Source organism: Pseudomonas sp. LBUM1678, from assembly GCF_059695575.1.
Map to the genome: position 1 here is coordinate 1170679 of NZ_CP166775.1, position 18676 is coordinate 1189354.

General features: G+C 57.9%; 17 protein-coding genes. 12 read left to right on the forward strand and 5 right to left on the reverse strand.

Annotated features, from left to right (window positions below; translation table 11 throughout):
* Positions 1 to 260 precede the first annotated feature (260 nt).
* The 5 genes from dsbC (at position 261) to ACA070_RS05155 (ending at position 5832) form a co-directional block, all read left to right on the forward strand.
* Positions 261 to 992, forward strand: a complete 732-nt coding sequence (gene dsbC, locus ACA070_RS05135) for a bifunctional protein-disulfide isomerase/oxidoreductase DsbC (protein ID WP_034149004.1) — start codon at positions 261 to 263, stop codon at positions 990 to 992.
* A gap of 133 nt (positions 993 to 1125) precedes the next feature.
* Positions 1126 to 2430, forward strand: a complete 1305-nt coding sequence (locus ACA070_RS05140) for a homoserine dehydrogenase (RefSeq protein ID WP_497451912.1) — start codon at positions 1126 to 1128, stop codon at positions 2428 to 2430.
* 66 nt (positions 2431 to 2496) lie between these two features.
* Entirely contained in the window at positions 2497 to 3906 is a 1410-nt protein-coding gene (gene thrC, locus ACA070_RS05145) for a threonine synthase (protein WP_497450294.1), read from the forward strand.
* A 121-nt stretch (positions 3907 to 4027) separates the two neighbouring features.
* Complete coding sequence (locus ACA070_RS05150; protein ID WP_497450295.1) at positions 4028 to 5383, forward strand: transporter substrate-binding domain-containing protein; 1356 nt, start codon at positions 4028 to 4030, stop codon at positions 5381 to 5383.
* 161 nt (positions 5384 to 5544) lie between these two features.
* On the forward strand, positions 5545 to 5832 hold the full coding sequence (locus tag ACA070_RS05155) for a DUF3509 domain-containing protein (RefSeq protein ID WP_497450296.1): 288 nt from the start codon (positions 5545 to 5547) through the stop codon (positions 5830 to 5832).
* Between the two features lie 169 nt (positions 5833 to 6001).
* Here the strand turns inward: ACA070_RS05155 and ACA070_RS05160 are convergent, their stop codons facing one another.
* Complete coding sequence (locus tag ACA070_RS05160) at positions 6002 to 6982, reverse strand: TIGR02285 family protein (protein WP_497450297.1); 981 nt, start codon at positions 6980 to 6982, stop codon at positions 6002 to 6004.
* Positions 6909 to 8108: a CaiB/BaiF CoA transferase family protein gene (locus ACA070_RS05165; protein WP_497450298.1), complete on the reverse strand. Its 1200-nt coding sequence runs from the start codon at positions 8106 to 8108 to the stop codon at positions 6909 to 6911. The genes ACA070_RS05160 and ACA070_RS05165 overlap by 74 nt, the downstream gene beginning before the upstream one ends.
* A gap of 147 nt (positions 8109 to 8255) precedes the next feature.
* Between ACA070_RS05165 and ACA070_RS05170 the strand changes: the two genes are divergently transcribed.
* From ACA070_RS05170 to ACA070_RS05185, 4 genes are all read left to right on the forward strand, one after another.
* Positions 8256 to 8798, forward strand: a complete 543-nt coding sequence (locus ACA070_RS05170) for a YaeQ family protein (protein WP_028623872.1) — start codon at positions 8256 to 8258, stop codon at positions 8796 to 8798.
* 58 nt (positions 8799 to 8856) lie between these two features.
* A complete protein-coding gene (gene recJ, locus ACA070_RS05175) occupies positions 8857 to 10566 on the forward strand; it encodes a single-stranded-DNA-specific exonuclease RecJ (protein WP_497450299.1) in 1710 nt (569 codons plus the stop codon).
* A 360-nt stretch (positions 10567 to 10926) separates the two neighbouring features.
* Positions 10927 to 12033, forward strand: a complete 1107-nt coding sequence (locus ACA070_RS05180) for an NADH:flavin oxidoreductase/NADH oxidase (protein WP_497450300.1) — start codon at positions 10927 to 10929, stop codon at positions 12031 to 12033.
* Positions 12034 to 12340: 307 nt separating this feature from the next.
* The gene (locus tag ACA070_RS05185) at positions 12341 to 13303 is read left to right on the forward strand and encodes an IS110 family transposase (protein ID WP_497450301.1); all 963 of its coding nucleotides are present in this window, start codon (positions 12341 to 12343) and stop codon (positions 13301 to 13303) included.
* A gap of 107 nt (positions 13304 to 13410) precedes the next feature.
* Here ACA070_RS05185 and ACA070_RS05190 read toward each other — a convergent pair whose 3' ends face one another.
* Positions 13411 to 15036 (reverse strand): glucan biosynthesis protein D, encoded by a 1626-nt coding sequence (locus tag ACA070_RS05190; RefSeq protein ID WP_497450302.1) that lies wholly within the window; start codon positions 15034 to 15036, stop codon positions 13411 to 13413.
* Between the two features lie 391 nt (positions 15037 to 15427).
* On the opposite strand from ACA070_RS05190, the gene ACA070_RS05195 reads away from it, so the two are divergent.
* The gene (locus ACA070_RS05195; protein WP_438662641.1) at positions 15428 to 15613 is read left to right on the forward strand and encodes a hypothetical protein; all 186 of its coding nucleotides are present in this window, start codon (positions 15428 to 15430) and stop codon (positions 15611 to 15613) included.
* Between the two features lie 10 nt (positions 15614 to 15623).
* Here ACA070_RS05195 and ACA070_RS05200 read toward each other — a convergent pair whose 3' ends face one another.
* Both ACA070_RS05200 and ACA070_RS05205 read right to left on the reverse strand, forming a co-directional pair.
* Positions 15624 to 15827, reverse strand: coding sequence for a hypothetical protein (locus ACA070_RS05200; protein ID WP_497450303.1), 204 nt, complete (start codon positions 15825 to 15827; stop codon positions 15624 to 15626).
* A gap of 98 nt (positions 15828 to 15925) precedes the next feature.
* A complete protein-coding gene (locus ACA070_RS05205; protein ID WP_497451913.1) occupies positions 15926 to 16435 on the reverse strand; it encodes a BRO-N domain-containing protein in 510 nt (169 codons plus the stop codon).
* 302 nt (positions 16436 to 16737) lie between these two features.
* Between ACA070_RS05205 and ACA070_RS05210 the strand changes: the two genes are divergently transcribed.
* Both ACA070_RS05210 and ACA070_RS05215 read left to right on the forward strand, forming a co-directional pair.
* Positions 16738 to 17988, forward strand: coding sequence for an AAA family ATPase (locus ACA070_RS05210; protein WP_497450304.1), 1251 nt, complete (start codon positions 16738 to 16740; stop codon positions 17986 to 17988).
* 2 nt (positions 17989 to 17990) lie between these two features.
* Complete coding sequence (locus ACA070_RS05215) at positions 17991 to 18617, forward strand: RloB family protein (protein ID WP_497451914.1); 627 nt, start codon at positions 17991 to 17993, stop codon at positions 18615 to 18617.
* Positions 18618 to 18676: the final 59 nt, after the last annotated feature.

The window sequence follows — 18676 nt, forward strand, 5'->3', positions numbered from 1 at the left end:
CAGCAGTCGTAAATCCGGAGTTCGCGTTTTAACTGAAACGCCGCAGCGCCTGATTTCACGACTGCTGCGCAGCCGAACGCAGGCTTCGCCAGCTGCTACAAGGGCCCGGTGTCATTTGATCGAGATGTCCTGCATCGGGCACATTCAGCCACAGGGGCCTTATGTGGTAGGCTTTGCCGGTTTGCACGATGGGCGGTTATGACCCGGTGTTTCGGCACGGGCGTTCTGATCGTCCCATTTGTCCGTCTTCAGGAGTTCTCATGCGTCTGACCCAGATTTTCGCCGCCGCAGCCATTGCGTTGGTCAGCACCTTTGCCGTCGCCGATGACGCGGCCGACAAAGCAATCCGTAAAAGCCTGGAAAACCTCCAGCTCGAAGTGCCGGTAGAAAGCATCTCCGCCAGCCCGCTGCCGGGCCTGTACGAAGTCAAACTGCAAGGCAGCCGCGTGCTCTACGCCAGCGCCGATGGCCAATACGTCGTCCAGGGCTACATGTTCCAGCTCAAGGACGGCAAACCGGTCAACCTGACCGAGAAGACCGAGCGCTTGGGCGTGTCCAAACTGGTCAACGCCATTCCCGTCGCGGAAACCGTGGTCTACCCGGCGATCGGCGAAACCAAATCGCACATCACCGTGTTTACCGACACCACCTGCCCGTACTGCCACAAACTGCACGCCGAAGTGCCTGAGCTGAACAAGCGCGGCATTGAAGTGCGCTACGTCGCATTCCCGCGCCAGGGCCTGGGCTCGCCGGGTGACGAACAGCTGCAAGCGGTCTGGTGCTCGAAAGACAAGAAAGCCGCCATGGACAAAATGGTCGACGGCAAGGAAATCAAGGCCGCCAAGTGCGATAACCCGGTTTCCAAGCAGTTCGCCCTGGGTCAGTCGATCGGCGTGAACGGCACACCGGCCATCGTTTTGGCGGACGGTCAGGTCATTCCGGGCTACCAGCCTGCGCCACAAGTCGCCAAACTGGCGCTGGGCGCGAAATAATTCGCATCGTCACGGCCAGCCTTTGACGATCATGGTCCGGCGGCAACATTTGCCGGGCCATTAATAGAGAGCCGCGAGCATGCGGCTGTTTTCACGGCCGGCCTTGAGTCGGCCGTTTTATGGGGAGTTCACAGTGAAACCGGTCAAAGTAGGCATCTGTGGGTTAGGGACCGTCGGTGGCGGTACCTTCAACGTACTTCAGCGCAACGCCGAGGAAATTGCTCGTCGTGCCGGGCGTGGAATCGAAGTGGCACAAATTGCCACGCGCACGCCAAAGCCTCAGTTCCAAACGACCGGTATTGCGATTACCAACGATGTCTTCGAAGTGGCCACGAACCCTGAGATCGACATCGTTATAGAGTTGGTGGGCGGCTACACCGTTGCCCGCGAGCTGGTACTCAAGGCCATCGAGAATGGCAAGCATGTGGTCACCGCGAACAAGGCACTGATCGCCGTTCACGGTAATGAAATTTTCGCCAAGGCCCGCGAGAAGGGCGTGATTGTGGCGTTCGAAGCGGCTGTGGCCGGTGGCATTCCGGTGATCAAGGCGATCCGTGAAGGCCTGTCCGCCAACCGCATCAACTGGGTTGCCGGGATCATCAACGGCACCGGCAACTTCATCCTCACCGAAATGCGTGAGAAGGGTCGCACCTTCGAAGACGTACTCGCCGAGGCGCAAGCCCTGGGTTACGCCGAAGCCGATCCGACCTTCGACGTTGAAGGCATCGACGCAGCCCACAAGCTGACGATCCTGGCTTCCATCGCCTTCGGCATCCCGCTGCAATTCGACAAGGCCTACACCGAAGGCATCACCAAGCTGACCACGGCTGACGTGAACTACGCCGAAGCGCTGGGCTACCGCATCAAGCACCTGGGCGTGGCGCGCAGCACCGCGGCCGGTATCGAACTGCGCGTGCACCCGACGCTGATCCCGGCCGATCGCCTGATCGCCAACGTCAACGGCGTGATGAACGCGGTGATGGTCAACGGTGACGCTGCCGGTTCGACCCTGTTCTACGGCGCGGGTGCCGGCATGGAGCCCACCGCTTCGTCGGTGATCGCCGACCTGGTGGACGTGGTTCGCGCCATGACTTCCGACCCGGAAAACCGTGTGCCGCACCTGGCCTTCCAGCCGGATTCGCTGTCGGCGCACCCGATCCTGCCGATCGAAGCCTGCGAAAGCGCCTACTACCTGCGTATTCAGGCGAAAGACCATCCGGGCGTACTGGCCCAGGTCGCGAGCATTCTGTCGGAGCGCGGCATCAACATCGAATCGATCATGCAGAAAGAAGTCGAAGAGCATGACGGTCTGGTGCCGATGATCCTGCTGACTCATCGCGTGCTGGAACAGCACATGAACGATGCGATCGCCGCTCTGGAAGCCCTGACAGGCGTGGTCGGTCCAGTCGTACGGATCCGCGTCGAGCACCTGAACTAAGCCGTTATCGTTCACCGGGCTCGCGTGCGGGCCCGGGTTTGCGAACACTGTCTATTGGAGCCAGTCATGCGTTATATCAGTACCCGCGGCCAGGCACCGGCCCTGAATTTCGAAGATGTCCTGCTGGCCGGTCTCGCCACCGACGGCGGTCTGTACGTCCCGGAAAACCTGCCACGTTTCACCCAGGAAGAAATCGCTTCCTGGGCCGGCCTGCCGTATCACGAGCTGGCTTTCCGAGTGATGCGCCCGTTTGTGACCGGCAGCATTCCCGATGCCGATTTCAAAAAGATTCTTGAAGAGACTTACGGCGTGTTTTCCCACAACGCCGTAGCACCTTTGCGTCAGCTGAACGGCAACGAATGGGTGCTGGAGCTGTTCCACGGGCCGACCCTGGCGTTCAAGGACTTCGCCCTGCAACTGCTCGGTCGCCTGCTCGACTACGTACTGGAAAAACGCGGTGAGCGCGTGGTGATTGTCGGCGCCACCTCCGGTGATACCGGTTCGGCCGCCATCGAAGGCTGCAAGCACTGCGAAAACGTAGACATCTTCATCCTGCACCCGCACAACCGCGTGTCCGAAGTGCAGCGTCGCCAGATGACCACCATTTTCGGCGAGAACATCCACAACATCGCTATCGAAGGCAACTTCGATGACTGCCAGGAAATGGTCAAGGCGAGCTTCGCCGACCAGAGCTTCCTCAAGGGCACGCGTCTGGTGGCGGTGAACTCGATCAACTGGGCGCGGATCATGGCCCAGATCGTCTACTACTTCCACGCAGCCCTGCAGTTGGGCGGCCCGGCGCGCTCAGTTTCGTTCTCGGTGCCGACCGGCAACTTCGGCGATATCTTCGCCGGTTACCTGGCACGCAACATGGGCCTGCCGATCAACCAGTTGATCGTCGCCACCAACCGCAACGACATCCTGCACCGCTTCATGAGCGGCAACCAGTACGTCAAGGAAACCCTGCACGCCACGTTGTCGCCGTCGATGGACATCATGGTGTCGTCGAACTTCGAACGCCTGCTGTTCGACCTGCACGGTCGCAACGGCGCAGCGATTGCCGGTTTGATGGACAGCTTCAAGCAGGGTGGCGGTTTCAGCGTCGAACAGGAACGCTGGACCGAAGCCCGCAAGTTGTTCGATTCCCTGGCCGTGGATGACGCGCAAACCTGCGAAACCATCGCCGACGTCTATGAGCAAACCGGTGAGCTGCTGGATCCGCACACCGCCATCGGTGTGAAGGCTGCGCGCGAATGCCGTCGTAGCCTGGATATTCCAATGGTAATTCTCGGCACGGCCCATCCGGTCAAATTCCCGGATGCAGTGGAGAAAGCCGGCGTAGGAAAAGCGCTCGAACTACCTGCACATCTTTCTGATTTGTTTGAGCGAGATGAGCGTTGCACCGTGTTGCCGAATGATTTGAAAGCCGTGCAGGCCTTTGTCAGTCAGCATGGCAACCGCGGCACGCCTCTGTAACCGGTAAAAGCTGTCACATTTTGAAGCCCGTCTCCTGACGGGCTTTCTCATTTCTGCATGCCACACTTGTCGCGTTTTCGCCCCAGGAAGGACGGGCGAGTTGATCGTGAAGGAAGTGGTAATGCTGTTTTTCAGAGGGTTAAAGCCAGCCGCGTGCTGGATGTTTTTGATCGCAGTCCTGGGCTTTGACCAAGGGGTGGCGGCAGCGCAATTGGCGACTCCTGAGTCCAGGGGATCGGGAGCCGGCGCAACTGTCGAGCTGGATGCTCAGGAATCGAGATGGATTGCCGAGCACCCGCAAGTCATCGTCGCGTCGGTGCAATACCCGCTTTATCTGTTCAAGGATGAGCACGGTCAATGGAGCGGTTTGAACAACGATCTGCTCAATCGCATCAGTGCCATGACGGGTTTGCAGTTTGTTCACGAAGAGTCATTTTCTACCGAGCAGCTGCTCGAGCGTCTGGAAAGTGGCGAGGCGGACATGAGCACCACCCTGGCAATGAATGACGAGCGCAAGGTGTTCCTGGATTTTAGTCATGCGTTCGGTGGAGCTGGGTGGGTGTTTGTCGGGCGGGCAGATGCACCTGTCGTGCACTCCCTGGAGCAGTTGGCGAAAAGAGTGCTGGTGTTGCCGGCCCGGCACGCACTCGAAGGCTCGATTCGCCGCGACTACCCGGCGATCGAGTTGCGCACGGTCAAGACGTACGCCGAAGCCCGGGCGCTGGTTGAAAGTGGTGAAGCCTTTGCCACCATCGAAAATGAAATCGGGGCGCAACTCTATCCGTTGGGGCAACTCAAGGTCGGGCATGCAGTGGAGGGCAGATGGGAGGCTGATCACCTCGCGGCACGCAAAGGTCAGTCGCCGTTGCTGAGCATTCTGAACAAGGCGCTTGAGGCTTTTTCTGCGGCTGAATTGCGTGCCATTCGCCTCAAATGGCTCAATGGGGTCGCACCCGTTCCACCTCCCTCTCCCTGGCGGCAGATGACTCACTGGGTTTGCTGGGGCATGTTTATCGTCAGCCTGTTCGGTCTGCTTTCCTTGCTCTGGAACCGCAGGCTCGCAGCGCTGATCAAGCAACGCATAGACGCTGAGAAAGGTCTGGGCGATCAGCTTGCGTTCCAGCAAGCGTTGATGGACGCCATGCCCGATCCGATGTTTGTTCGTGATCTGCAAGGGCGTTTGATCATGTGCAACAAGAGTTACGAGGACAGCCTCGGCACCCGATTTGATCAGGTTCAGGGCCGGCAGCTGATTGAACTCGATGTGTTGCCCAATGACACTGCAGCGCTGCTGCATGCCGAGTTCATGGCGCAGATGGAGACTCGAAAACCACGCTTCAGTGAACGCCAATTGATGTTCAACAACGGTGTCAGGGACATCTACCAGTGGACCGTGCCGTTCTACAGCGCCGACGGTCAATTGCGAGGGTTGCTGGGGGGATGGACCGATATCGGCCACCGGACCAGGCAAATGTGAACGGCTGTTTTTTCCCTGTCATCTTTGCCGTGCATGCTCTGTCGACCAGGGACGCCGACGCGTCTGCACCTGGAATCCAGAACTTTCTTCTCGGGCCGGTGGTCACTTACTGTGAACACGCCCCAGGCACTTTGTTTTCGGACTATTGAGTGGTGATCGAGATGGAAAGTATCAGTCTATTGCTCGGTGAGGCTCTGAGCCCGTATCAGGTCACGCTAACCCCGTCGGGCGCCCATGGCGAATGCCTGGTGACACTGAAGAATGCGACCGGCGCGATCGTGGTCGAACGGGCGTTCAATCAAGCCCAGTTAACCGATTACCGTCTGCTGACAGATGTCGTCGACGGCTTGCACCGCGACGTGCTGATTGCCGAAGGACGGCTGGAGCCCTGCGTCATCGCGGCTTTACGCCATGCTGCTCAGGACAAGATCCTGGCCAGCCGCAACTGAATTTTTTTTTGTGGGAACCTTCCTGCTCTCAGGTCAGTCTGAGCATGTAACAGCAGGATCAAGCATTGTGCTCCGGTGCTTGTAGCTTGCTGTTACTGGTCTTTATGTAGGCCACGTTTAACCCCGAGTCGTCTCCCCACTTCTCGGGGTTTCTTTTGCCTGCGATTTGTCATTGCCCGATTTGCTGCTCGAAAAAGGCTTTGGCTTCTTTCAGGTAGTCATTGCGTCTTTCCGGGTCCAGCCAGTCAGCGTACAGCTGATCCAATCGATCATGGGGCAGGGTGCGCAACAGCTGATTGATCTCGAGGATGGCTTGTCGGCCCTGGGGCGTGTTGGAGCAACCAATGTGCCCGGACAAGTATTTACCTGTGCCCTTGACCGGGAAAAACTCCAGCTGATCGTCGGCAATGTGCTCTCGATTGGCCTGATAGCGAATCTCCGGCCAATACCCCAAGACCATTTGCAAACGGCCCAAGCGCTGCATCTGCAACAGACTGGCAAGAGCATCGTTGCCGTAATGGGGAGTCAGCTCGTCCGGTGGTGCCAATTTCAGCAGCGCGTCGAGGACTTGGCCATAACTGCGCTCGGCGACGACACCGATTTTCTTTCCGCCACGGGCCAGCAGTGCCGCGAGGTCGACTTCACCGTCGATCAAAAAAGGATCCAGCACCGCGCGGTCTTCCCGGCGGACGACAAGTCCATTGCTCACCGCGCGGAAGGCCGGAATGGAGAACGCTATCCACTGCTCGCGCTCCTGGGTCCAGATCAGCGAGGGATCGCAGGTCAACGATTCTTCGTGGAGCATTTGCATGCCGCGGGCCCGGTTGACCCGCATCAGCGTGTGCTCGTACTGCGGCATGCCGGCAATCAACAACGGCAGGATCTGATCGACAATCCCCTGACCTTTTTTCGGACCTTCGAAAATCATCGTGGGCGGCAAGTCGCGGAGTAACCAGATCAGCGTCTCTTTAGGTTGTGCCACAACGGGTGTTGCCAGCCCGGCCAATAGCCCCAACACCGCCGCTGTACGCCAGCTGCGGGTGGTGTGGATGGCTGTTGAAAGGAGGCGATTCAGCTTAGATGGCCCCGTCTTCGCGCAGCTTGGCAATCTGTTGCTGGTCGTAACCAAGATCGTTGAGTACCTGCGCATTGTGTTCGCCCAACTGCGGCCCGACCCATTCGCAATCGCCGGGCGTCTCTGAGAGTTTCGGCACAATCCCCGGCATCTTGAAGTCTTTCCCGTCCGGCAGCTTGGCGTGCAAGAACATTTCCCGGGCCAGGTATTGCGGATCGTTGAACATGTCTTCGGCGCTGAAGATACGGCTGACGGGCACCTCGGCCTGAGTCAGCAGCGCCAGCACGGTGTCCAGCTGCTGCGAATTGACCCAGCGATCGATCACCCCGTAAATCTCGTCGCGGCGACTGTCGCGTCCATCATTGCTGGTCAGCACCGGGTCGTTGGCCAGGTCTTCGCGCCCGATGACCAGCATGAAACGTTTGAAGATCGCGTCGCCATTGGCGCCGATCTGCACATGCTTGCCGTCGGCACTGGTGTGGATCGAGGAGGGCGTGATGCCCGGCATGATGTTGCCGGTGCGCTCACGAATGAAGCCGAATACGTCGAACTCCGGCACCATGCTTTCCATCATGGCGAAGATCGCTTCATACAGCGCCACGTCCACCACCTGGCCCAGGCCGCCGTTGACCTCGCGATGACGCAACGCCATCAGCGCGCCAATCACACCCCACAGCGCGGCAATCGAGTCGCCGATGGAAATCCCGGTGCGCACTGGTGGCCGGTCTTCGAAACCGGTGATGTAGCGCAGGCCGCCCATGGATTCACCGACGGCACCAAAACCGGGCTGATCTTTCATCGGCCCGGTCTGGCCGAACCCTGACAGCCGCACCATCACCAGTTTCGGGTTGAGGGCGTGCAAGACTTCCCAGCCCAGGCCGAGCTTTTCCAACACGCCAGGGCGAAAGTTCTCGATCAGGATGTCCGCTTCGCTCAGCAGTTTTTTCAGAATCGCCAGGCCGTCCGGGTGTTTCAGGTTCAGGGTCAGGGACTTTTTGTTGCGGGCCTGCACGAACCACCACAGAGAGGTGCCTTCGTACAGTTTGCGCCATTTGCGCAGCGGGTCACCGCCGTCGGGGGACTCGATCTTGATCACTTCGGCGCCGAATTCACCGCAAATGCGCGAGGCAAACGGCCCGGCGATCAAGGTGCCCAATTCGATGACTTTCAGGCCTGAGAGCGGTTTGGCGGTGAACGGCATGCTGGATCCTGTAGGACAAAGGCTGAGCGGATATAGCCTTTTAACATAGCCGAATGTCAGACGACCAAGGTTGATCGCCTTCAATTCGTTGATTGCCTACTGCATCGGTTAGACTTGCCGCCTTTCCTCGTATCAAGAAGCCCGTTCATGGCCCAGCCGTCCACGACCTACAAGTTTGAACTGAACCTCACCGACCTCGACCGCAGCGTCTACGAGAGCGTGAAGCAGACCATCGCCCGTCACCCTTCGGAAACCGAAGAGCGCATGACCGTGCGGCTGCTGGCCTACGCCTTCTGGTACAACGAGCAGCTGTCGTTCGGACGCGGTCTGTCAGACGTGGATGAACCCGCCCTGTGGGAAAAGAGCCTGGACGACCGTGTCCTGCACTGGATCGAAGTCGGCCAGCCTGACGCTGATCGCCTGACCTGGTGCTCGCGCCGTACCGAGCGCACCAGCCTGCTGGCCTACGGCAGCCTGCGTGTCTGGGAAACCAAAGTGATCCCGGCGATCAAGAACCTGAAAAACGTGCACATCGCGGCCGTGCCTCAGGAAATCCTGGAAACCCTGGCCAAAGACATGCCGCGCGTTATCAAGTGGGACGTGATGATCAGTGAAGGGACGATTTTCGTCACCGACGACCGTGGTCAGCATGAAGTCCAGTTGCAGTGGCTGAGCGGCGAACGCGGCTGATTATTCGCCGCTTCATCCGGTTTTATCCTACGTATTCAAGAGAAGCACCTGTCACCCCATGCGCATCGAACCTCGCCTGTTGCCCGACACCCTGCCATTCCTCGGTGATCTGCCGCCGCTGCTGACGCGTCTTTACGCGGCGCGGGGCGTGCAATCGGAGGCGGAACTGGACAAGAGCCTGGCGCGGCTGATTCCGTTCCAGCAGCTCAAAGGCATCGATGCGGCGGTGGATTTGCTGGTAACCGCGCTCGAACAGCGCCAGCGGATTCTGATTGTCGGCGACTTCGACGCCGATGGCGCGACGGCCAGTACCGTGGGTGTGCTGGGGTTGCGGCTGCTGGGCGCGGCGCATGTCGATTACCTTGTGCCGAACCGATTCGAGTATGGCTATGGCCTGACCCCGGAAATCGTTGAGGTGGCGCTGACGCGCACGCCTCAGTTGCTGATCACCGTGGACAACGGCATCTCCAGTGTCGAAGGCGTGGCGGCGGCGAAAAAGGCAGGCCTGAACGTGCTGGTCACTGACCACCACTTGCCCGGCGACGAACTGCCGCTGGCCGATGCCATCGTCAATCCGAACCAGCCGGGTTGCGAATTTCCGAGCAAGGCACTGGCCGGTGTCGGGGTGATTTTTTACGTATTGATGGCCCTGCGCGCGCGTTTGCGCAGCCTTGGCTGGTACGCGAGCGCGCCGCAGCCGAACATCGGCGAGTTGCTGGACCTGGTGGCGCTGGGCAGCGTCGCCGACGTGGTGCCGCTGGATGCCAACAACCGGATTCTGGTGCATCAAGGCCTGGAGCGGATTCGTGCCGGGCGAGCCCGTCCGGGCATCAAGGCGATTCTCGAAGTGGCCAAGCGTGAACCGGCGCGCATCACCTCGACCGACCTGGGCTTCATTGTCGGCCCGCGCCTGAATGCGGCGGGGCGTCTGGATGACATGAGCCTGGGCATCGAATGCCTGATCACCGACGACGCGGGTCTGGCGCGGGAAATGGCCGTGCAGCTCGACGGCATGAACCAGGACCGCAAATCCATCGAGCAGGGCATGCAGCGTGAAGCGCTGGCTCAACTGAAGGATCTGCCCGTCGAGTCGATGCCGTTTGGCTTGTGCCTGTTTGATCCAGAGTGGCACCAGGGTGTCATCGGAATCCTCGCCTCGCGTATGAAAGAGCGTTATTTCCGTCCGACCATTGCCTTTGCCGATGCCGGCGATGGTTTGCTCAAGGGCTCGGGGCGTTCGGTTCAGGGCTTTCATATTCGCGATGCCTTGAGCGTGGTGGCCGCGCAGCATCCGAACCTCATCAGCAAGTACGGCGGCCACGCCATGGCGGCCGGTTTGACCTTGCCGGAAGCGAATTTTCCGTTGTTCGCCGAAGCCTTTGACGCTGAAGTGCGCAGGCAATTGCGCGAAGAAGACCTGACCGGCCGTCTGCTGTCGGACGGCACGCTGGCGGTCGAGGAATTCCACCTGGAACTCGCCCGCGCGCTGCGGCATGCCGGGCCTTGGGGGCAGCACTTCCCGGAGCCACTGTTCCATGGCGTGTTTCAGTTGGTTGAGCAGCGCGTGGTCGGCGAACGGCACCTCAAGGTTGTGCTGAAAAGCGAATGCGGCTCAGTGAAACTTGATGGCATCGCCTTCGGAATCGACCGCGACATCTGGCCGAACCCGACCATCAAATGGGTGGAACTGGCCTACAAACTCGACCTCAACGAGTTTCGCGGGAACGAGACGGTGCAGTTGATGATTGCCCATATCGAACCCAGATAGTGGCCCATTGCTTTTGTGGCGAGGGAGCTTGCTCCCGCTCGGCTGCGCAGCAGTCGTAAACCATTCGGTGCGGTGTGTCTTGCAAAATTCGATTGCAGGTTTTAGGGCTGCTGCGCAGCCCAGCGGGAGCAAGCTCCCTCGCCACAGGGTTCTGCGTTGACCTCTAATTCGATGTGTTTCATTTCTTGAACCCTCCCTCATCCCCCGATGTCGACTAGGCTCTAAGCACTGCTTGATTGGCCTTGTGACGTCTTGTCGAATTTTTTGCCCGCGGGGGCGGGTGCTGCGCCTTTTTTCCTGTCACTCGTCGACTTTTCAAACAGAACCCTGGAGCCTGCCCACTGATTCGAGAGGTGCCCCATGAGTCTGCTGCTTGAACCCTATACCCTTCGTCAATTGACCCTGCTCAACCGCATTGCCGTGTCACCGATGTGCCAGTACTCCAGCGTCGATGGGCTGGCCAATGACTGGCATCTGGTCCACCTCGGCAGCCGCGCCGTCGGCGGCGCCGGTCTGATTTTTACTGAAGCCACGGCCATCACGGCCGACGGGCGCATCACTGCCGAGGATCTCGGCTTGTGGAATGACGAACAGATAGAACCCCTGCAACGCATCACGCGCTTCATCGCCGCTCAGGGCGCCGTGGCCGGCATTCAACTGGCGCACGCCGGGCGCAAGGCCAGCACCCATCGGCCGTGGATCGGCAAGCATGGCAGCGTCAAACCCGAAGACGGGGGCTGGGTGCCGGTGGGGCCTTCGCCGATTGCTTTCGACCCGCAGCACACGCACCCCAAGCAGCTTGATGAAAGCGAGATCGCCGAGGTCATTCAGGCCTTTGTCGCCGCAGCCAAGCGGGCACTGACCGCCGGTTTCAAAGTGGTCGAAGTACACGCTGCTCACGGTTACCTGTTGCATCAGTTTCTTTCGCCCCTGAGCAATCAGCGACGCGATCAATATGGCGGTTCGTTCGAGAACCGGATCCGGCTGGTGCTGCAGGTTACCGAAGCGGTGCGTGCGGTTTGGCCTGAGGAGCTGCCGGTGTTTGTGCGAGTGTCGGCCACCGATTGGGTGGAAGACGGCTGGAACCCGGATGAAACGGTCGAGTTGGCACGACGCCTGAAGGATCTGGGCGTGGACCTGATTGACGTTTCGTCGGGTGGTACGGCGGCCAACGCTGAAATTCCTACAGGACCGGGTTATCAGACCCGCTTCGCCGAACGTGTGCGCAAAGAGTCAGGCATCGCCACCGGTACGGTAGGCATGATTACCGAGCCGGCCCAGGCCGAGCACATATTGCGCACCTGCCAGGCGGACATCATCTTCCTCGCGCGGGAGCTGTTGCGCGATCCGTATTGGCCGCTGCATGCGGATGATGATTTGGGTGGTCGCAAGGCGATCTGGCCGGCGCAGTATCAGCGGGCGACGCATCGCGATCAGCCGATTCATGAGTCGGATTTGCGCGACTGAATACGACTGTAAAACCAAAAAGCCCCGATCGAGTTGATCGGGGCTTTTGTGTTTCTGGGGCGGGATGTTTGTTGTCTGGGCTGGCCCCATCGCGAGCAGGCTCGCTTGTATGTTTAGACTTGAAGGGGTGGGCGGGACTAAAAGCTCGATTCCGACTCTAGCCAGTACGGACCGTGGGAGACTTCTCGTCCCGCCCTTTCTACCCAAAGCGCCGATAAGGAATTCATCGGTAAAACCGACGATAGAGGCAAGCCAGCGCAAGGGTAAACCCCGACAAGCACCTAAACCCTAGCTCCGAGGATTCGTCATGACAATCCTTACCTCGCCAACGGTAATCGGTATCGATGTGGCCAAGGCCGAAATCGTCGCTTACCGCGAAGACCTGAAAATCACTCAAGCCATCAACAACGATCGGGAAACTCTTGGCCGTTGGCTCAAAACGCTGCCTGCGCAAAGCTCAATTGCCCTGGAAGCTACCAGCATTTACCACTTAGACACGGTTGAGCTGGCCCACGAAATGGGGCATCGGGTTTACGTTGTGGATGCTTATCGGCTGAGCCACTACCGCGAAAGCATTGGCCAGCGGGCGAAAACCGACCCTTGTGATGCGCGTTTGCTGGCGCGTTACCTGACTAGCGAGCAGGAACGGCTGCGCATCTGGAGTCCACCTCCGCAGGCCTACAAAGTATTGAAAAGTCTGCTGCATAGACGCGCAGAACTCATCAACGTGCGTGTGGGGATCACGTTGAGCTGGTCGAGCGAACCGCTTCTGAAAGAGGAGTTGGCCCAGCAGTTGAAGTCCTTCAAACAAGCTGAGCAGGTCATTCAGAAGTTACTGCACAAAGTCAGCAAAGAAGCGGGGATCACCGAAAACATCAAGCGTTGCAAAGCCATTGAGGGGATTGGTGATCTTACTGCTATTGGCTTGGCGACCGCGTTCATGCGTGGCCAATTCGTCAGTGGCGATGCGTTCATTGCCTTTTTGGGGATGGACTTGAGAGCAAGAGATTCCGGGAAAAAGAACGGCCCACGTCACCTGAGCAAAAAAGGCGATACGGAGATACGGCGCCTGGCTCACAACGCGGCAATGGCGGCATGTCGGTCCCCCACTTGGAAACCGTACTATGAGTCCTACCTGGCCAGAGGCTTGGCAAAAACCCAAGCCCTGGTCATTCTCGCCCGCAAGCTGTGCCGGGTGGCATTCGCGCTCATGAAAAACCAGAGCGAATACCAGCCGAATTTGAGGCTGCAGGGTTCCCCTGCAACATAGAATCTCCCACATTGGATCTCCATGTGACACAGCTTCTGTGTCCGACGAAGATCCCCTGTGGGAGTGAGCCTGCTCGCGATGGGGCCGGCCCAGACAACCTCTTGCTATCAGGTGTACTTACGCTTATCCGGCGCCGGCGGGAAATACTGGTACAACCAGGTCTCACTCAACGTCCGGTCATTGGTGCGAATGAACAACCGCAGTTCAACCGGCGCCACGCTGTCGTTGGTCGGGTACCAGTCAAAGGTAATTCGATAACCCTTGATGTCATCCAGCACCAGCACATTGAAGTCCTTCACCTCACCGTTCGAACACGTGACCACCGGCTCGATCCCCGCGCCTTCCGGCAAACGGTCCAGACCGCCACCGGTGAAGTCCACGGCAAACCGCCGTGCCCAGACTTCCGGGTAATGCTCGCCCGGCGCCCAGCCTTCGATGAAGCCGCCCATGCCCGAACGGGTCGCGTTGACGCGCGCCAGCGGCGTGCCCACCGGTGGCAGGGCGCTCCAGTAGAGCTTGTAGCCGTAGTTCAGGGAATCACCGGCAGCGACCGGTTTTTTCGGGGTCCAGAACGCGACGATGTTGTCGAGGGTCTCGCCGGTCGTAGGAATTTCCAACAGATCGATAGAGCCTTCGCCCCACGCGGTAGTAGGTTCTACCCACAGGCTTGGACGCTTGCTGTACCAATCGACAGTGTCCTGATAATTGGCGAACTCGTGATCGGTCTGCACCAGGCCGAAACCTTTCGGGTCGGTGTCGGCAAAGGCGTTGAATTGCAGGGTCGCCGGGTTGTTCAGCGGCCGGCAGATCCACTCGCCGTTGCCGCGCCACATGGCCAGTCGGTCGGAGTCGTGGATTTGCGGGTGAATGGTGTCGCACATGCGGCGCTCGTGGGTGCCGCAGCTGAACATGCTGGTCATCGGTGCAATGCCCAATTGTTCGATGGCGGTGCGCGCATTGATGTGGGCGTCAACCTCCATCACCACGCGTTCGGCCTGGCAATCGATGTCAAAGCGGTACGCGCCAGTGGCGCTCGGGGAATCCAGCAGGGCGTAGACCACGAAGCGGGTGCTGTCCTTGGTCGGGGTCTCGAACCAGAACTTGGTGAAGTCCGGGAACTCCTCACGTTTCTTGGCGTAGGTATCGACCGCCAAGCCGCGGGCCGACAGACCGTATTGGCCGGTAGCGTCTACCGCACGGAAATAACTGGCGCCGAGGAAGGACAACACGTCGTGCCGGTCCAGTTCCGGTGCCTTGAACAGCTTGAATCCGGAAAACCCCAGGTCGCCGGTGAGCTGCTTGGTGTCGACCGTGGTTTTTTCGTAGTTGAACAGGGAAGGGCGGAAATGCACTTCACGTGCCTGACGCGTCTTGGGATCAACGCTGTACATGCGCACCGGCTGCTTGAAGCCCATGCCGACGTGGAAAAACTGCACGTCCAGCTGACCGTTCAGGTCCTTCCACAGCGAGTGGTTGCCGTCGTAGCGGATCGCGTTGAAATTCTGCGGCGTCATGGTCGCCAGCGTCGGCGGCAGCACCTGCTTGGTGTCCTGATAGCGATTGCCGGCGAGTTGCTTGGCCTGAATCTTCAGCGCCTCGAAATCGAACGCCTGGGCCTCGCCATCAGCGGCGCCGGTGCCCGCCCAGGCACGCGCGGCCAGCAGACCGGTGGCTGACAAGCCGGTGTAGGCAGCGATGGCCATGGACGCTTTGAGCAAATTCCTGCGATGCATAAGTACAACCTGTCGTTAACAATCCCGCGCCGTTCCTGGCACGTGCTGGATCAAAAATATCGGTTCGGACATGCCTTCGGCCAAACGCAACGGACTTTAAACAGATGCCAAATAGCTTAAACCGTTCGGTTGCAGAGAAAAAATGATTGGTAGCACTTTGATGATGCGGCAATGAAACAAGAAATGTCGGTTAAGTTTTCCGACAGCACTTTCTGATTTATAGGGCATTTCTGCTTTTTTTGACTAATTACTCTAAAAACCGCTTTTCAGCGCCGGGAATGTTCCTATTCTGTGTTCATGGCCGGTTTCTGCCCTTCAGGCCGGCGACTAATAAAAGGATAGGGCGATGCGGTTTTTGAAGTTTTCTCGGTCTTATAGAAGGACGTCGTCCATGACGAAAGTACAAGGCATCACCGAAATGTTAGGAATCTTTCCCTGCCTGGCGACCGGGCGGCGAAGGCATCGTCTCAATTCGGACGAAATGAAGTTGCTGGAGCGGTACCGCGAGTTGTCGGAAAGCGACCGGATTGCGATGCGGTATCTGGTGGATGCGATGCGGAGTGTTTCGCGGTTTTGACTGCGGATGGTTACCGTGAAAGCCATTTGGCTTTTACGGTGGCCAGACTGGTCAGTTTTCCTGCTTCGGCGTCGGTGATGCCTTCGTGGATTGCTTGGCGGCGAGCAGCGATGTTTTTCTGCACGATGGTCCGGTGCAAATATTTTTCTGCAAAGGAGCTATTACATGGAACCACTTCGAGGACGCTTTGGCTGGTGATTCGCGATCTGATCATGACTGCGGATTGCTCCTTCAGGAGGACCTTTGAAAAGGTGTACCCAAACCAGGGGGCGGACTACGACGTCCGCCCTTTTTCATTTATTCACCCTACTTTCAACTGCAAGTGCCGACGATCGCAAACGGTCGTTGTGCCTGCATCAGATCAGGCATGTCCCGCCACTTGATCCACGCCTGATTCTGCCAATGCAACAGCGGCACCGAGATGCCTGCCCACTGCAACGAACTCAGGCTTGGAATGTTATCCACAGACGTTTTCGATTCACGCAGCGTTGGGATGACTTCGTTGCTTAGCCACTGACGCAGGTTTCGGTTTTCCGGGATGAAATGGTGGACTAGCAATGCATACATTCCCGATTCGCTGACCATCAGCGATTCGACAGTTTTGCCGTCCTTCAGCAACCAGACGTATCGGCGTTGATCGGGATCGAGTTTCAGGGTGAGACGTTGGTCCAGCGGACGGCCCATCAAGCGACCGAGATCCTGGACGCAAAACCAGGCTTGGTTGTCCTGCATGAATGCATGAAGGAAGCGGTTGTGGCGGGTGAAGATGGAAGGGATGAAATGAGGATGGGTGTCAGATGGATTTAGCGTGTGCTTAAGCATTTTTTCGACTCCAAGTTGAAAAGGGAGCCGCCACTCGGAGGAGCGCGGTTGCGCCATATTGATTTTGTTCCGGCTTCGACACCGGCTCGCTGATTTGGCAGCGACCCGGTGAAGCCTATCGTCCAGGCACTCGCGGCGCCAAGTCTACTCTGGCGCCGCGTGTTGTAGGAATTGGTGCTTTTACCGGAAGGTTCGGTCTGTAGGAATTTCCTGTTTTTGCCTGAATTGCAGGCAAGTCGCATTACTGCCTTGATTTTTCCTATAGTTTTTCCGCTTTCAGGAACGAACTGCAGGTTTGCTACATGTCGATCGAATTTTCAGTTTCCAATTATCGCTCCTTCCGTGACAGGCAAACCCTTTCCATGGCAGCAACGCCGCGCCTGAGCAAAAAGCGCAACATCTTCAAGTCGCCGGTGAATGGAGAGAAGTTGCCGGATTTACTGAAGGTCGCTGCGATATACGGACCGAACGCGTCGGGTAAATCGTCGCTGATCCGGGCGATGGGAGTCATGGGAAGCTTGCTCGCTTCACCCCCTGCCTCAAATGAAGAGCCTCTGCCGGTTTCCCCGTTTCGTTTTGACCCGCAGCTTAACGACGAGCCAAGTTGTTTCGAATACAACTTTATTCAAGGCGAACTCCGCTATCGGTTTGTACTGCGCATGACGGCTCAGCGAATACTCGAGGAACACCTTGTTTCATACCCCAAGGGCAAGGAAACACTGCTGTATCAGCGGTGCTTGGGTGAGGAGGGTGAGCAGTACGTTTTTGGTTCAAGCCTCGAGGGGGGTAAAGAGGTTCACAATGCCTGGCGACGTTTGACCAGTCCGAAGATGTTGTTCATTGCGCAGGCCGTCGCGAATAGCAGCGAAGAGCTGACGCAATTGCGAGAACCATTTACCTGGTTTCAATCCGGCCTTCTCGTCATTGAGCAGAACAACATGATGGGGTTGTCGGCGGCATCCATCAGGTTTCTTCAGATGGCATCGGACTACACCAGCGACTTGAGAGACTTTCTAAAGGAGGTCGATGTTCCAGTCTCGGACATTCAACTCAATACTGACGCAGACTCTGCTCCAGCCAGTAAAAAACTCACGCTTAAAGAGTTCTTCGCCGCGGCGCGAAAAGACAAAGTGACCCTGACGCATACCAGTCATTTGGGGAAAGCGGAGTTTGATTTTTCTGAAGAGTCTGGCGGCACGAAGAACCTGATTGGATTCTGGTTGCCCTGGTTCATGATCAATCACACCGATGGGAGCGGGATACTGTCGGTCGATGAGTTGGACAGCAGCCTTCATCCGGCAATAGTCGCTGATCTGATTGCAAAACATTTGGACAGCGGGCAGAACACCCAGCTGATTTTTACAACTCATGACACCCATCTGATGAATACCCAGACGCTTCGGCGAGATCAAATCTGGATCACCGAGCGCGATGCCAATGGGGCAACCTGCCTTTTTTCCATCCACGATTTTGACGGGCGCGAGGGGGAAGACGTCGAAAAGCGTTACTTCGAAGGCCGTTACCGTGGTTTGCCACTGATCAGGGGGAGGTGACCATCGTGCGCACAACACGCTTGTTTGATCGAAAAAAATCACGGTTCAAACAGCAACCCAAGGTGCTGATCCTTTGTGAGGACAGTCAGTCAGGAAAGCGCTACCTGGAGGATGCGGCATTTCACTTTCGAGCCAATGCTCAGGTTGAAATTGCTCATTGCGGCGTGACTCATCCAAGCGGGATTGTCGAAAGAGCAATTGCACGGCAAAAAATCTTCGATAAGGTTTTTTGTGCCTTGGACCGCGACACTCATCTTTGCTTCGACCGTGCGGTCGACTTGGCGAAGCCGCATCCCAAGATAAAAGTGATAGCGTCTTTTCCCTGTTTCGAGTTTTGGTTGCTACTGCACTTCGGCTACAACAGAAAGCCATTCGCTGCAGTGGGTGGGAAATCCCCGGGCGAACTTGTGACTAAAAGTCTTAGGGGCCAGCCTCTGATGGAGGGTTATGAGAAGGGTAAAAATGTCAGTCATTTTGATCTGTTGAAGGGAGAGCCTTTCAATACTGCCAGGACACTCGCCCCTCGAATTCTTCTCGATGCTGTTAACAGCGGTGAGCGCAATCCCAGTACTGAAATCCATCTGCTGATGAATGAGTTCGAAACCCTTTCCAGGCCTCAATCGATCTAAAGTCGTAACAACTCGCCCCGGCACCGCAACCAGCACCGGGGCGAACTTATTTACCGACC